Source organism: Anoxybacillus eryuanensis (assembly GCF_051200995.1).
Taxonomy (GTDB): Bacteria; Bacillota; Bacilli; order Bacillales; family Anoxybacillaceae; genus Anoxybacillus; species Anoxybacillus tengchongensis.
Genome location: NZ_JBPODS010000001.1, coordinates 96,186 through 109,917, shown reverse-complemented (window position 1 = coordinate 109,917; position 13,732 = coordinate 96,186). Strand labels below are relative to the sequence as shown.

Here is a 13,732-nt window from a genome sequence, read left to right as displayed (position 1 = left end):
AAGAGGGTGACGATTCACCCTCTTTTTTACAATTTAAAGTTGAATTTAATAATACCTGCTTCTTTCGCTGATTTTATAGCAATCAGTAAAAGCGGGAATAAAATGAGCCCGAGTGCGCCCATAATTTTCACACCTAAATACATGGAAATAAGTGTCGCAAGCGGCGATAAGCCGATATGTGCGCCCATGACTTTTGGCTCAATTGTTCGGCGTAAAATAAGTAAAATGACGCCGAGAATCGATAGTTTTGTGGCTAATACGGTGTCCCCTGTGATGAAGTGGAAAATGGCCCAAGGTGCCATAATGACAATTGAACCGATGATTGGGATAAAGTCGATCACCCAAATGATAAACGCAGTAAATAATGCCACTTTCGGTGTAATAAGCAGCAATCCAACGAGCGATACTGCAAAAATAATTAAGCTAACGAGAAATTGCGCTTTCCAAAAACCGAATACGACATATGATAGACGCGACATCATAAAATGTACTTTTTCTTTCGTTTCTTCTGTTAAATGTGAAAAAATCGCTTCGCGTATTTTCGGTAAGTCGTGCATAAATAAAAATAAAGTAATTAAATAGACGAGAAAATTAATTAAAAATTTTGGAACGTTGGCAATAAGTGCGCTGACTTTATTCAAATTGAGTGAAGCCGTCAATTGCGTCTTTAATTTTGTTAAAAACAAATCGACTTGATGGCTTAATTCTGCTACAACAAACGGTGGTAATTTTTCAGTCTGCTTGTACCAACGAGCGACAAGTTCATTCCAACCCGCAATCATTTCATTAATGTATAAAGGTGAGTTTTTAAAAAAATGAAATGCTTCTGTCACAATTTTTGTAATAATAAAGTAGCCGCTTAAAAACATAAATAACGTAAATAAACTAAACACAAGAAGTGTGGCGGACTGCCGTTTAAACCCGATCCGTTGTTGTGCCACTTTGACGGCGGGCTCTAAAAAAATAGCAGTAATAAACGCAAATAAAATGGGAACAGCAATCGGAGCGACCCAATACGTCAATAAGACGATTGCAAGTAAAATAAGAATGATGTATACGGACCGCTTTGAAATTTTCTCAAACAACGAAACGACACCTGCTTTCATTTCATAAATCGTATGGAGGATGTATATGCATAAACCCATTATAACGATTGTTGCGATGAGTGTACAACCGTTTGATGATGTTATATTAGAAGAAGTGAGACTACACGAGCAACAAAAACGATTGACGATTCATATGACCGTTTCTTTTATGAGGCATGACAACATGCTCGCTTTATGTGAACGCATTCAAAAACAAGTCATTGACGATATATACGAGATGACAGAAAGAGAGGTGTTTGCCGTTCATCTATATGTCCGTCGCCTCGTTGACGGAAAAAACGCATGAGCGCGCTCATGCGTTTATGTTTGCAAGACCTTCTTTCACTTTTGCTAAAAGAGCTTCACATTGGTTCACTAATGACGAAGGGAAGTTTTCGCCCTCACCGTATTCGACACCATGTGGATAATAATGTTTACCAAGCAACGGTTTCATCAGTTTAATGATCGCATGGCGACCACCAACGTCTCCTTCAACGGCATAGCCTTGCACACGCAAATAAAAAACATCATTTTTAATTTCAAATTTGCGGTCATATGTGACACGGTCGTAATCCCATTGACCTGCACGCACAAAGCCGAGGCTTTCCATTAATTCGTCTAAACGTGTTAATGGCGCTGTTTGATTTTCAATACCTGTATTTTCAAAGCGCATCGTTCATGTCCCCCTTATGTAAAATAAAACATTCCTCCATTAATAATAGTACGAAAGCGCATAACTTTCAATGACGAGCTTCATAATTGTTCCGATTTTGGTGAAACTAATGTGCGAAAGGAGAGATCAGTATGGCAACAGTAAAAGAAATGATGACGACAGACGTTGAATGTTGTACACCGCTTGATAATATATACGAAGCAGCGGTAAAAATGCGTGATTATAACGTCGGATCTATTCCGATTGTAGACGGAAATCGCCTCGTTGGCATTGTGACAGACCGAGACTTAGTCATACGCGGCATTGCCGAGAAAAAGCCAGGTTCGACAGCTGTCACAGAAGTGATGAGCGAACAGCTTGTGACAATTTCACCAGACGCTTCTGTTGCTGAAGCTGCCCGTTTAATGGCAAAGCATCAAATTCGTCGTTTGCCTGTTGTAGAAGGCGATACGTTAGTTGGAATGATGTCGCTCGGTGATTTAGCAATTCATGAAGCAAGCGATGAACAAGCAGGAGAAGCATTAACGGAAATTTCGCAATATCATTAACGAGTAAAGGCTATGTTTTCGCATAGCCTTATTTTTTAGTGTTGTAATGTAGGCAAGCTGTATATAATGGAAGTATATACAACAGCTAAGGGAGAATGGTGCATGCGTTGGATAGTCGCACTTATCGTTATTTTTATTTTCATTTTTTCTTTTTTACCAACAGATGAACAAGCTCCGTTAAACGATACATCCATGATGAGTGAACAAACGAGCGAGAAAACGGTCGCAGAAGGGTTAGGGGCATGGATCGGAAAGACGGAAGAAGAAGTGGAACAAACATTTGGACAGCCAGCCCGTATCGATCCGTCCGCTTACGGCTACGTATGGTGGGTATATAATCACCCGAAAACGTATATGCAAATCGGTATTCTTGATGGACGAGTCGTCACAATTTATGCGTGTGGACCGGAAGTGAACGTTGCCCCGTTTCAGTTCAACCGCTCAATTAACGAACTGCTACAAACGATGCCGCTTCACGATGAGATCCATGTGCAACTAGATGACGGTGTATATCGCTTTCAATTGACCGAAGAAGATTTACTCATTCAACCGCTTCTTTCGTTTGGCGATGCGTACGTGCAATTGTATATTGATCGTTTTACCGGCAAATTATCAAGCATTCGCTGGGTTGACGGGGAAACGTTAGTGAAGCTTCGTCCATATGAACTCGAATATCGTGGTCCGTTGCCGAGTGTAGAAATGGATGAAACGCTCGAAACACAAGTGGAGCGAGCAAACGCCCAACAAATTTTTGATATTACAAACGTGATGCGCGTACGTCACGGTGTTTCTCCACTCGAATGGGACGAACGTGTAGCGAAAGTGGCGTATGAACATAGTAAAGATATGGCCGAAAATCACTTTTTTGCACACGAATCCCCGACAAATGGCGATTTAAAGCAACGACTAACAAAAGCAAACGTTCGTTTTGAATTAGCAGGGGAAAATATTGCCTCGGAATATGTCGATGCGCCAGCAGTCGTCGAAGCGTGGCTCAACAGCCGCAGTCATCGGCAAACGTTGTTAAATGGAGAATTGACGCATTTAGGCGTTGGTGTATATAAACGTTATTATACGCAAAACTTTATTCGCCCTTTTTCCGAGCCAAAATAGGCGCACGCATTGGCTGTTCGGTCGTAATATATGATAGGCAAACAAACAAGGAAGGAGCGACCGATATGTCCATTGAACAATTTAAACAGTTTGTGAAAAAACATCCAAAGTTAATTGAAGAGGTGCGCCAAGGAAAAAAAACGTGGAAACAGCTATACAACGATTGGTACGTATTCGGCGAAGACGATGACATGTGGGATGAATATCGATCAAGCGGGGGCAAACAAGAGCAAGGAGATCTTATACAAAAGCTAGCAAGTTACGTCAAACATCTTGACGTCAACGAGCTTCAAACGTACATTACAAATGTTCAACAAGCGATTATGTCTATTCAAGAGGTCGTCCGCCAAATGCAGCAGACGAAGAAAGATCCATTTTCGTTTCGAAAAGATTAAGGGGATATGTGATGAGAAAAGACGTATACGAATACATTATAGCAAAGCCAAAGCTCCATCAATTTTTACGTGAACAACCGACATGGTATCGACGACTAGCAAGACGTCCGATGGATATAAAAGAAATGGAAAAACAAATGCGTCACTATTATAAACAGACGCTACCGCATAAAGTGGAACGGGTCGTTCAAACGATCGAAATGGCAAAAATGATGATGGCGATGATGAAACTAATGAAGGACACTCATAATTAGACGAGAAACGCAAACACTATCACTACGAAAGGATGGTGAAAGTGTTGCGCTTCTTTTTTTTATGTGTTGCGCTGTTGTTTTCGACGTTTATGTCTACTCATCACCTAGTTACTTTTGCTGAACAGAAACAAACGTTATTTGTGAAACATCATGTGAAAGGAAATAACGTCTTTGTCGAATGCATTATCGACGAGTTTACTTTTATGAAAGGCACGCATCCAAAAAAAGATGGGCAAGGACGTATTCATATTTACGTCAATGGCAAAAGAGTGAGCGAAACGACAACGGCTGCCTTTGTCATTCGTGGCTTGCCTGTTGGAAAACATACGATTCGCTTGGAGCTTGTCCATAACGATGCAAGTAAATACAACGTCTCACACGAATTTACGGTAACGATCTCATAAGTCTGGAGCAACCAGACTTATTTGTTTTGTGGACGAAATCGTGATATGATAACGTTGTGGAGGTGTTGCTCGTGCTTGTAGCAACGGTCGAACGATTGCAGTTATTAGATTTTGCTGAAGAGCTTGGCAAAATGATTGTCGAATCAGACGTGGCGGAGAAATACCGTCGCTGTTTTTATCATATGCAACAAGATGAGAAAGCGCAGCAACTCATTCGTCAGTTCGTTCAGTTAAAAGAGCGATACGAAGATGTGCAACGTTTTGGTAAATATCATCCAGACTACAAAGAAGTGACAAAACTCGTGCGCGAGGCGAAACGCGAACTGGATTTATACGGTCCGATTGCCGCGTTTAAACAAGCAGAAAAAGAAATGCAGTCGCTGTTAGATGAAATTAGCACGATGATCGGTCGAGCCGTATCTGAAAACATTAAAGTGCCGACAGGAAATCCGTATTTTGATTCTTTATCTTGCGGGGGAGGATGCGGGTCTGGCGGTGCGTGCGGCTGTCGGACGAAGTGAGAAAAGGGGGATGGGGTTTTTATGTTTCCGATGCGTCAAGGAATTATCGTTTGGCTGTATTCGTTAAAACATAGTAAGCAGTTGAGGAAATATGGAAACGTTCATTACGTATCGAAACGATTAAAATATGCTGTTTTATATTGCAACATGGACGAAGTAGAAGATGTGATGAAAAAAATCGCTTCGCTCCCGTTCGTCAAACGCGTCGAACCTTCATATCGCCCATACGTGAAGGTCGAATTTGAATCAAAAGTCGATAAAGAAAAGGAATACGAATATGGAATATAAAAAGGATGTCGCAGTTAGACATCCTCTTTTTATTGTAATGGCGGAATAAACCGATTCATGCGCATAATGCCAATTAAATGTTGGTAGTATAGTTGTAAGTCGGCAAAAAAGCTTGACGGTTTTACATCCAAATGAATAATTTCTCGGTTTAATTCTTTTGCTAATTCGATAAACAGCTCATATCTTTTTGTCACTTTCACAGACGGATGTGGAATGCCTTCTCGGCAAATGTATAGCGGTTGAAAATCGCCAGGATCCGTCGGATGAAGTACAACGACGAACGACGTGACCGCTTTGCCGTCTTTCATCGTATGAAAAGCAAACAAACCAGACAAACGATGACGGTTTGATTTCGCAATTTCGATGAGCTCATAAATGTCAGAATACCCTTCCCCTAATTCAATAAAACGTTGAATCATCACCATTCCCTCACTTTATGTTTTCTCTCCTCATTTACTTTAACACGTTCAACTTTTTTCGACAATTAGTGAAAACGGTGTATGACAACGCGTTGAAATTTTGCTATTGTTATAGTATAAACTGCTGAATGAGGGGCCTTCGTATGTGGAAAGTAGCTTTTATTTCAACGCTCCTTTTTCTTGGCGTTAGCGCGGGAGCTTTATATTATCAATGGGACGAATATCATACGGAAGCGACAAAACAATCGGTGCTGCAACATGACATTGAAGCGACATTTACGGGAAAAACGATTGAAGTCGTTCATCATATACGCGGAGCTGTTGCTGACACATATGAAGTGACAGTGCCAAAAGAAGTAAAAGACGTTTCGTGCTCAAACGAAAAAACATGCGTGAAACGACAAAACGGGAAAATAGTCGTAGACGCACCGAAGACCGGGAAGCTTTCTCTGACGTATCGTGTGCCGATTGAACCAAAAGAGCCGCTTTTCGTTCAAGCATGGCTCGTTCGTTTTCATACAACACAACCACAACAAACAAACATATCGCTGACCGATGTCGTTCATCCGAAAGGGGTATGGGCAGCAGACGGGAAGCTCGTTGGCTATGTATATAAACCATCTTTTTCATTTTTTATGTGGGAAAAAACAGGCGGACAAACCGTTCCGCTTTATTTTCAATCTGAGCTGTTGCGTCCAACGTTTAACGATGATTTGGTCGTATATGCGACAAAGCCACTTGATCAAACGGCGTTATCGTTTTGGAAACAAAGCGGTGTGCAAACGTTAATTGTTACTTCGTCGCGTCTGCAATATATGACGCCGACGTTTGTCATTATACCGAATACTTCTTCTTTGGCAAACGTGCAGCGCACTTATGTTCGTGTGCAGTTACAGCAACGGTTTCCAAATAGCGTTGTTGCTGATTGGATATGGGATTTGCTCGTTTCATACATGACGAAAACCGAGCCGCTGACAAAAAAAGCAAGACTTGTTTTTCAACAATTGCAACAAACATTAACGAAAGAAGAACAACAAACGTTTTGGACGCTCGTCAACGCAAACGCTGGTCAACCGTTGACGATGAAAAAGTTAGACGAATGGCTCGGAGCAGCGTATGGAGGAAATACGACATTTTTTCAAGATGAACAATCGTACATGACATTCACAGAACGGAAAGTGCTCGTCGTCAATGACGTAAAATTGCCGAATGCACATGTTTTATTAAAGGACGGTCAACAACTATTTCCGTTCGTTCCGATTATGCGCACGCTTGGCTATACTGTTCAACGTTCAGGCGAGGCGGTATTTATTGAAAAAGGTAGTGCTCGTTGGCGCTTTTTTACAAACAGCACGAATGCGGTCATTCAAGAATGGGATGGAATGTTGTATATTGAACGGACAGAATTTCCGAAATGGTTTTCAGTTTACATTAGCGAAACGAACGAGGAAATACATGTAGTCGGTCAGTAAGATAAAAAAAATGCCCTGTGGCATATGCCGCAGGGTTCCTTCCATTCTTTTTCAGCCAAGCCGAAAAAGAGAAGGAAAAAAGGGAGAGGAGAAACCGGAGGAAGAACTTATGGGGAACGTAAGTCTTCTCCGTGGTTGGCAACAACATCATCAACGATGTTGTTACTATCAGTATGACCATTGTTTTGAATTGTATACATGTTCATCATTTTTTTCCTTCCAACCATTCGGTTATGATATGATCATAAAAGCGAGGTGAAATATGATGAGAGTCATATCAGGGAAGTGCAAAGGAAAACCGCTTCAAGCCGTTCCAGGAATGACGACACGCCCAACGACAGATAAAGTGAAAGAAGCGATGTTTAATATGATTGGTCCGTATTTTTCTGGTGGGATTGGCCTTGATTTATTTGGTGGAAGCGGTGGGCTTGGCATCGAAGCGTTAAGTCGCGGATTAGAGCGCGTCATTTTCGTCGATCATGATGCGAAGGCCGTTCAAACGATGAAAAAGAACGTGGCTGCCTGCCGCTTGACCGATCAAGCTGAAATTTATCGCAACGATGCCGAGCGCGCCCTGAAAGCGATCATGAAAAGAGGGCTGACATTTCGTTTAATTTTTCTTGACCCGCCTTACAAAAATAAGAAGTTGGAAGCGCTTATTGCGATGATCGATGCGCATCAGCTTTTAGAACGGGATGGCTTTCTTGTCGCGGAGCACGATGCGGAAGTCAAGCTTCCCATTCATATCGGACGTTTAACAAAAGTGAAATATGAAACGTATGGCATTACGGCTGTATCGATTTACGCTTACGTAGACGAGGAAGGAGAATAAAGATGGCAAGCATTGCGGTATGCCCGGGAAGTTTTGATCCTGTCACATACGGGCATTTAGACATTATTCGCCGCGGGGCGAAAGTGTTTGACAAAGTATATGTTGTCGTATTAAACAATTCATCGAAAAAACCGCTATTTTCAACAGAAGAGCGAGTACAGCTACTTGAAGAAGTAACAAAAGATTTACATAACGTCATCGTTGACTCTTATCAAGGCTTACTTGTCGATTATGCTCGTAGCAAACACGCAAGCGCCATTTTGCGCGGCTTGCGTGCTGTTTCCGACTTTGAATACGAAATGCAAATTACATCAATGAACCGCGTATTAAACGAGCAAATTGAAACGTTTTTTATGATGACGAACAACCAATACGCTTTTTTAAGCTCAAGCATCGTCAAAGAAGTCGCGAAATATAACGGCAACATTTCTGAACTTGTGCCAAAAGTTGTGGAAGAAGCGCTTCGAAAAAAGTTTGCACATGCAGAAAACCACCTTTAAACAGGTGGTTTTTCACGTCGGAAAGCGATAATGACATATAAAAGGCATACGGTAGCGGTCACAAAAAAGCCATATTGTTCGATCCAATGTATGTATAACATCGGCCAACGGATCGTCGCTTCTGGAAGCCAAACGGGCAACGTTTCTGCTGATTCGAGCGGCTGAACATAAAGCGGCTCCCAAAGTAAGAATGCGAAAAAAGAAGCAAAAAATCCATGGAAAATACGAGCGACAAAAAACGGCTGAAAGCGAATATGAGCTTCCGCTAAAATGCTTGCGACTTGTGCTTGTACAGAAAAGCCGCCGAAAGCGAGAATAAAGCTTGTGATCATGACTTTTTGTAATAGCGTTGCATTTGTTACTTCGCTTGTCATTTGGCTGCCGAGTGTAATTTCAAATAAACCTGCGATGAATGGAACGCTTAATTCGCTCGGTAAATGAAAAAGGGCTAAGGCGTGTTGTACGATGTCGGCGAGCCATTTCGTTATGTTTGTAATATAAAGTAACTTATTTAAAACGGAAAATAAAATAATAAATCCACCGATCATTAAAAGAGTTTGAATGGAGGAACGAACCGCATCTCCAAGCAGCTTTCCGATCGCTTGGCTATGTTTTAAACGCGTTTCATGCATCGCGCGAAACGCTTGACGCAAAAGGCTCTTTTTTTGTTTTGGCGTCGCGTCGTTTTCATCTTTTCCGTGAAAGCGCATCATGAATCCGACGCAAATGTTGCCGAGATAATGAGATAAAGCAAGAATGATACCGATGTTTGGATTATGAAAAAATCCGACGGAAATCGCACCGAAAATAAAAAGCGGATTAGACGAATTTGTAAACGAAACGAGCCGTTCTGCCTCAATGGCGGAAAGTTGTTGTTGCTGTCTTAAGCGAGCGGTCAGTTTTGCGCCGGCAGGGTATCCCGAAGCCATGCCCATCGCCCAAACGAACCCACCGATGCCTGGGACTTTAAACACCGGACGCATGAACGGCTCAAGCAATACGCCGAGAAAATGAACGACACCAAAACCGATTAAAATTTCTGATACAATAAAAAAAGGAAGAAGGGAAGGAAAAACGACATCCCACCACATATGTAATCCGCGTACCGCTGCTTCAAATGAATGTTGCGGATAGCGAAGCAATGCGATACATAAACAAATAATGATCGATGATAACAGCAATGTTTTCCATTTTTCTTTCATCGTTCGTTGGCCTCCTCATTCGCCGATCGTACTCGTTTTAATATACGAGTATATGTGGACATTTTAGACCATAGTATTGAACAGGAAGGGGGAGCGGGAATGAAAATCGGGTTGGCGTTAGGCTCTGGCGGTGCACGCGGTTTTGCGCATGCCGGGGTCATCAAAGTGCTAGAAGAAGAAAACATTCCGATTCATATGATTGCCGGAAGTAGCATGGGAGCACTCGTTGGAGCGTTGTACGCATCAGGCATGTCAACGGAACGATTATATCGCCTTGCGACAGCGTTTCGGCGCAATGATTACATCGATTGGACCGTACCAAAAATGGGGCTCATTGCTGGGCGCCAAATTAAACATTTCATCTCAGTTATAACAAAACAAAAACGTATTGAAGATACGCGCATTCCATTGGCGATTGTGGCGACCGATTTACAAAAAGGAGAGAAAGTCGTGTTCCGCCAAGGAAGTATAGCGGATGCGGTACGCGCGAGCATTTCCATTCCCGGCATTTTTGTGCCAGAACGTTTGAATGACCGCCTTCTTGTTGATGGTGGGGTGATCGATCGCGTACCAGCGACCGTTGTACGCGAGATGGGAGCTGACGTCGTCATCGCTGTCGATGTCGCTTCCGTGAAAAAAAACGATACGATCACGTCCATTTTCGATGTCATTTTACAAAGTTTAGACATTATTCAAGCGGAACTCGCTTCCCACCGCATCGCCCACGCTGATGTCGTCATTCGGCCATCGCTTGAGCGTTACAGTTCATATGCGTTTACCCATGCGAAAGAGATGATTCAAATGGGGGAGGAAGCAGCGCGTCAACAGCTTCCTATCATTCGTCAATTGCTTGCAGAGAAGGGGTTTAAACAATGACTAAAAGACGGTATATTCGAGTAACGATCATTATTGCACTATTACTCGCTTTTGCGACTTTTTTTCACTTACCGTATTACGTGACGATGCCCGGAACGGCGGAGCCGCTGCGTCCGCTCGTGGAAGTACGAGGCGGTTATAAGGAAAAAGGACAATTTATGTTAACGACCGTTCGCATGGGGCAAGCCAATCTTTTTTCGTTTGCGTTTGCACATATAAGTAAATATAACGAGTTATATCGAATGGATGAAGTAAGACAAGAAGGGGAAAGCGACGAAGAATATACACACCGTCAATTAAAAATGATGGAAAGTTCAAAAGAGACCGCCATTGCCGTTGCCTACAAAAAAGCAAACAAACCGTTTTCGTATCGAAATAAAGGGGTATATGTGTTGTATGTTGTTGACGGCATGCCGGCAGCGAACGTATTAAAAAGTGGTGATCAAATTGTAGCAGTGGACGGACAACGTATCAATGAAGCGGACGAGTTTATTCAATACGTTAGCGAAAAGAAAGAAGGAGAGCGTATTCGCGTCACATATAAACGGTCAGGGAAAGAAAAAACAGCGACGTTGACACTTGCGCCGTTTCCGAAAGAAAAACATCGCGTCGGTCTCGGGCTTTCCGTCATGACCGATCGCGATATCGTTACCGATCCGCCTGTCCGCATTGAATCTGATCAAATTGGCGGACCTTCTGCTGGACTTATGTTTACGCTTGAAGTGTACAATCAACTCGTTCCGCAAGATTTAACGAAAGGCTATCGCATTGCCGGTACAGGAACGATCAACATCGACGGCGAAGTCGGACCAATTGGCGGCATTTCACAAAAGGTGATCGCAGCCCATAAAGCAGGAGCGGACATTTTTTTCGCTCCGAACGAACGCGGAGCGAAACATTCCAATTACAAAGAAGCGGTCAAAACAGCAAAAGATATCGGCACAAAGATGAAAATTGTACCTGTCGACACGTTCGATGATGCGATTCGATTTTTACAAAAATTATCGTAACGGAGGGGTTTTGTATTCACGTTGCAACGCTTCCGTCCAAAGCGGCTCAGGCAAAATAGACACATAAGCTTGCGTCGCTTTTTTTTCGATGTGATATATAGCATCGTGTCGCATTTGTTTGACGCTTGTCACAAGTGGCAACGCCATTTGTTTTTTAACCGCTTGTAAATACGCTCTCCCTGTTTCGTTCATCGCTAGCGGACGAACGTATGTCGCACCTTTGTTTTCATGTGCTTTTTCCATTTCTTTTTTTGTGACGTTTGTTAATATATGTGTGCATATGCGTTGCAACCGTGTCCACGTATATCGTTTCGTTTTGACAGCCGAAAGAAAATCGTGAAATGATGTGGCGTGAATGATCGCTTTTTTTAGTCGATATTCAATTCCTTCTTCCACTTCAGCAATTTGCTGAATGTCGTCTACATTCATCGTCAATAATCGGTATTTTAAAAGCGGAAAATATTTCTCCCAATCGTGCCACGTCATATACGTATGGCGATACGTTTGTAACGTGTCATATGTTGTATGCGGAACATAGCGTGCGACATCGTCGTGATCGGACTGTAAAAAACGGCGAATGCTTGTTGCGCTCGCAATATCATCGTTTGCTGGAAGCGTTTCATCGTGATAGTGAGCAACGATCCGCTGAATCGTCTCTGGTTTTATATTGCTTCGTTGTTCGATAATCGCTTTGACGTAATGCAACCCTAAAATGTTGTTCGGTTGTGAAACGTCAAGCGTGTCGTGTCCAATGTCATGAAGGGCAAGCGCATACGCTTTTGCATAGTTGATGCCTTGGCGTACATATTGTTTTACTTTTTCGTTATGTTGTTCTTTTTTATAAATGAGCAGCTGAGCTGTTTTTATAAACGGTTCGATGCTTCCGTGCTCGCTTCCGAAACATAATTGCTCGCAAAAAAGCGCATCGAGAATTGAAACAGCGCCGTGGGCGAATCGTTCCGCCGTTTGAACGGCAAATGAATAAGGGAGTTCAACGACGAGATCGACGCCGCCTGCAAGCGCCATGCGGGCGCGCTCCCATTTTGGCACGATCGCAGGTTCCCCTCGTTGCGTAAATGAACTACTTATGACGGCAATGACGCAATCTGCGCTCGTTTTTTTTCTCGTTTGTTGCACATGATATAAATGCCCGTTATGAAACGGATTGTATTCGACAACGATGCCGACCGCTTTCATTTGTTGTCCACCTTTCTTTTTTATGTAAAACGTGATACAGTGAGTATAAGTCGATTATAATGGAAGTAGTGTAAAGAAAAAATATTGACAAAACCGTTGTTCAAACGTATAATTTTCTTTGTTGTCTTGAGGTGATTATCATTGAGATGGTCTATTCATCAACTTCATCAGTTGCAACATAAAGGGTTGACGATTGACGAAATGGCCGATGTGTCCGAGCTAAAAGAGGTGGACGCTTCCATTCGCGACATTTCACCTGTTCGTATTCACGGACGGGCAGACGTGAGTGCGAAAAAGTTTACGTTCCACTTAACGATCGAAGGGACGATGCAACTCCCTTGTTCTCGTACACTTGTAGACGTGTCGTACCCATTCGCAATCGAAAGCACAGAAACGTTTTTTTTGAACGATTATGATGCAACAGATGAAGAGTCGCATGTTGTTCAAGGAGATGCGATCGACTTAATGCCGATCGTCAAAGAACTCATTCTCCTTGAAGTGCCGATGCAAGTATTTAGCGAGCAACCGGATCATCCCGATGCCGTTCCGCAATCCGGAAAAGGGTGGACGGTCATTTCGGAAGAAGAATATGAAAATAAAATTGATCCGCGTCTTGCGAAGCTAGCGAAGTTTTTCGAAAACAACAATGAATCTTAAGGGAAGATCCGGAACTACACCGGCCTCCATATTCGCCTAAATCTCTTTAAGGAGGTGGAAATGATGGCAGTACCTTTTAGAAGAACATCGAAAATGAAAAAGAGACTACGTCGTACGCACTTCAAATTGCGCGTACCTGGTATGGTAGAATGCCCAAACTGCGGTGAAATGAAACTTGCTCATCGCGTATGTAAAGTTTGTGGAACATACAAAGGAAAAGACGTTGTAAACAAATAAGAAAAGCGCGGGGAATTGTCCTTGCGCTTTTCTTATTTTGAAGGAAAAA

20 protein-coding genes are annotated in these 13,732 nt (G+C 42.6%); 15 read left to right on the top strand and 5 right to left on the bottom strand.

Annotated features, from left to right (window positions below; translation table 11 throughout):
* Positions 1 to 26: 26 nt before the first annotated feature.
* The gene (gene ytvI / locus HNQ84_RS00580; protein WP_183247206.1) at positions 27 to 1,145 is read right to left on the bottom strand and encodes a sporulation integral membrane protein YtvI; all 1,119 of its coding nucleotides are present in this window, start codon (positions 1,143 to 1,145) and stop codon (positions 27 to 29) included.
* On the opposite strand from ytvI, the gene HNQ84_RS00575 reads away from it, so the two are divergent.
* Entirely contained in the window at positions 1,132 to 1,392 is a 261-nt protein-coding gene (locus HNQ84_RS00575) for a hypothetical protein (RefSeq protein WP_183247204.1), read from the top strand. The genes ytvI and HNQ84_RS00575 overlap by 14 nt on opposite strands.
* A gap of 6 nt (positions 1,393 to 1,398) precedes the next feature.
* On the opposite strand, the gene HNQ84_RS00570 is transcribed toward HNQ84_RS00575, so the two are convergent.
* On the bottom strand, positions 1,399 to 1,758 hold the full coding sequence (locus HNQ84_RS00570) for a YugN family protein (RefSeq protein WP_032101560.1): 360 nt from the start codon (positions 1,756 to 1,758) through the stop codon (positions 1,399 to 1,401).
* Between the two features lie 131 nt (positions 1,759 to 1,889).
* Between HNQ84_RS00570 and HNQ84_RS00565 the strand changes: the two genes are divergently transcribed.
* The 7 genes from HNQ84_RS00565 to HNQ84_RS00535 all read left to right on the top strand — a co-directional run bounded on the left by HNQ84_RS00565 (position 1,890) and on the right by HNQ84_RS00535 (position 5,281).
* The gene (locus HNQ84_RS00565) at positions 1,890 to 2,306 is read left to right on the top strand and encodes a CBS domain-containing protein (protein WP_183247201.1); all 417 of its coding nucleotides are present in this window, start codon (positions 1,890 to 1,892) and stop codon (positions 2,304 to 2,306) included.
* A gap of 102 nt (positions 2,307 to 2,408) precedes the next feature.
* Positions 2,409 to 3,419, top strand: a complete 1,011-nt coding sequence (locus HNQ84_RS00560) for a CAP domain-containing protein (RefSeq protein WP_183247199.1) — start codon at positions 2,409 to 2,411, stop codon at positions 3,417 to 3,419.
* Positions 3,420 to 3,484: 65 nt separating this feature from the next.
* A complete protein-coding gene (locus HNQ84_RS00555; RefSeq protein WP_183247197.1) occupies positions 3,485 to 3,814 on the top strand; it encodes a YlbD family protein in 330 nt (109 codons plus the stop codon).
* Positions 3,815 to 3,825: 11 nt separating this feature from the next.
* Positions 3,826 to 4,068 (top strand): YlbE-like family protein, encoded by a 243-nt coding sequence (locus HNQ84_RS00550; protein WP_183247195.1) that lies wholly within the window; start codon positions 3,826 to 3,828, stop codon positions 4,066 to 4,068.
* Between the two features lie 32 nt (positions 4,069 to 4,100).
* Positions 4,101 to 4,472, top strand: coding sequence for a hypothetical protein (locus tag HNQ84_RS00545; protein ID WP_221261004.1), 372 nt, complete (start codon positions 4,101 to 4,103; stop codon positions 4,470 to 4,472).
* A gap of 71 nt (positions 4,473 to 4,543) precedes the next feature.
* Entirely contained in the window at positions 4,544 to 4,993 is a 450-nt protein-coding gene (locus HNQ84_RS00540) for a YlbF family regulator (protein WP_183247191.1), read from the top strand.
* 21 nt (positions 4,994 to 5,014) lie between these two features.
* A complete protein-coding gene (locus HNQ84_RS00535) occupies positions 5,015 to 5,281 on the top strand; it encodes a YlbG family protein (RefSeq protein WP_055440389.1) in 267 nt (88 codons plus the stop codon).
* Between the two features lie 29 nt (positions 5,282 to 5,310).
* Here HNQ84_RS00535 and HNQ84_RS00530 read toward each other — a convergent pair whose 3' ends face one another.
* Positions 5,311 to 5,700 carry a DUF7147 family protein gene (locus HNQ84_RS00530; RefSeq protein WP_032101595.1) on the bottom strand — a complete coding sequence of 130 codons (390 nt, stop codon included), beginning with the start codon at positions 5,698 to 5,700 and terminating at the stop codon, positions 5,311 to 5,313.
* A gap of 143 nt (positions 5,701 to 5,843) precedes the next feature.
* On the opposite strand from HNQ84_RS00530, the gene HNQ84_RS00525 reads away from it, so the two are divergent.
* The 3 genes from HNQ84_RS00525 to coaD all read left to right on the top strand — a co-directional run bounded on the left by HNQ84_RS00525 (position 5,844) and on the right by coaD (position 8,504).
* Positions 5,844 to 7,172 carry a hypothetical protein gene (locus HNQ84_RS00525; RefSeq protein ID WP_183247189.1) on the top strand — a complete coding sequence of 443 codons (1,329 nt, stop codon included), beginning with the start codon at positions 5,844 to 5,846 and terminating at the stop codon, positions 7,170 to 7,172.
* 265 nt (positions 7,173 to 7,437) lie between these two features.
* Complete coding sequence (gene rsmD, locus HNQ84_RS00520; protein WP_183247187.1) at positions 7,438 to 8,004, top strand: 16S rRNA (guanine(966)-N(2))-methyltransferase RsmD; 567 nt, start codon at positions 7,438 to 7,440, stop codon at positions 8,002 to 8,004.
* 2 nt (positions 8,005 to 8,006) lie between these two features.
* Positions 8,007 to 8,504, top strand: a complete 498-nt coding sequence (gene coaD, locus HNQ84_RS00515) for a pantetheine-phosphate adenylyltransferase (RefSeq protein ID WP_032101551.1) — start codon at positions 8,007 to 8,009, stop codon at positions 8,502 to 8,504.
* On the opposite strand, the gene ylbJ is transcribed toward coaD, so the two are convergent.
* Complete coding sequence (gene ylbJ / locus HNQ84_RS00510; RefSeq protein WP_435620788.1) at positions 8,501 to 9,706, bottom strand: sporulation integral membrane protein YlbJ; 1,206 nt, start codon at positions 9,704 to 9,706, stop codon at positions 8,501 to 8,503. The two genes, coaD and ylbJ, sit on opposite strands and share 4 nt — an antisense overlap.
* Before the next feature lie 99 nt (positions 9,707 to 9,805).
* Here ylbJ and HNQ84_RS00505 point away from each other — a divergent pair, with 99 nt between their 5' ends.
* Together HNQ84_RS00505 and HNQ84_RS00500 are read left to right on the top strand one after the other, a co-directional pair.
* Positions 9,806 to 10,582: a patatin-like phospholipase family protein gene (locus HNQ84_RS00505; protein ID WP_435620787.1), complete on the top strand. Its 777-nt coding sequence runs from the start codon at positions 9,806 to 9,808 to the stop codon at positions 10,580 to 10,582.
* The gene (locus tag HNQ84_RS00500) at positions 10,579 to 11,592 is read left to right on the top strand and encodes a SepM family pheromone-processing serine protease (protein WP_183247181.1); all 1,014 of its coding nucleotides are present in this window, start codon (positions 10,579 to 10,581) and stop codon (positions 11,590 to 11,592) included. The genes HNQ84_RS00505 and HNQ84_RS00500 overlap by 4 nt, the downstream gene beginning before the upstream one ends.
* Here the strand turns inward: HNQ84_RS00500 and HNQ84_RS00495 are convergent.
* Positions 11,584 to 12,789 carry a nucleotidyltransferase gene (locus HNQ84_RS00495; RefSeq protein ID WP_435620786.1) on the bottom strand — a complete coding sequence of 402 codons (1,206 nt, stop codon included), beginning with the start codon at positions 12,787 to 12,789 and terminating at the stop codon, positions 11,584 to 11,586. The two genes, HNQ84_RS00500 and HNQ84_RS00495, sit on opposite strands and share 9 nt — an antisense overlap.
* Positions 12,790 to 12,930: 141 nt before the next feature.
* Here HNQ84_RS00495 and HNQ84_RS00490 point away from each other — a divergent pair, with 141 nt between their 5' ends.
* Positions 12,931 to 13,446 (top strand): YceD family protein, encoded by a 516-nt coding sequence (locus HNQ84_RS00490; RefSeq protein WP_055441890.1) that lies wholly within the window; start codon positions 12,931 to 12,933, stop codon positions 13,444 to 13,446.
* A 63-nt stretch (positions 13,447 to 13,509) separates the two neighbouring features.
* The gene (rpmF, locus tag HNQ84_RS00485) at positions 13,510 to 13,683 is read left to right on the top strand and encodes a 50S ribosomal protein L32 (protein WP_003395111.1); all 174 of its coding nucleotides are present in this window, start codon (positions 13,510 to 13,512) and stop codon (positions 13,681 to 13,683) included.
* Positions 13,684 to 13,732: the final 49 nt, after the last annotated feature.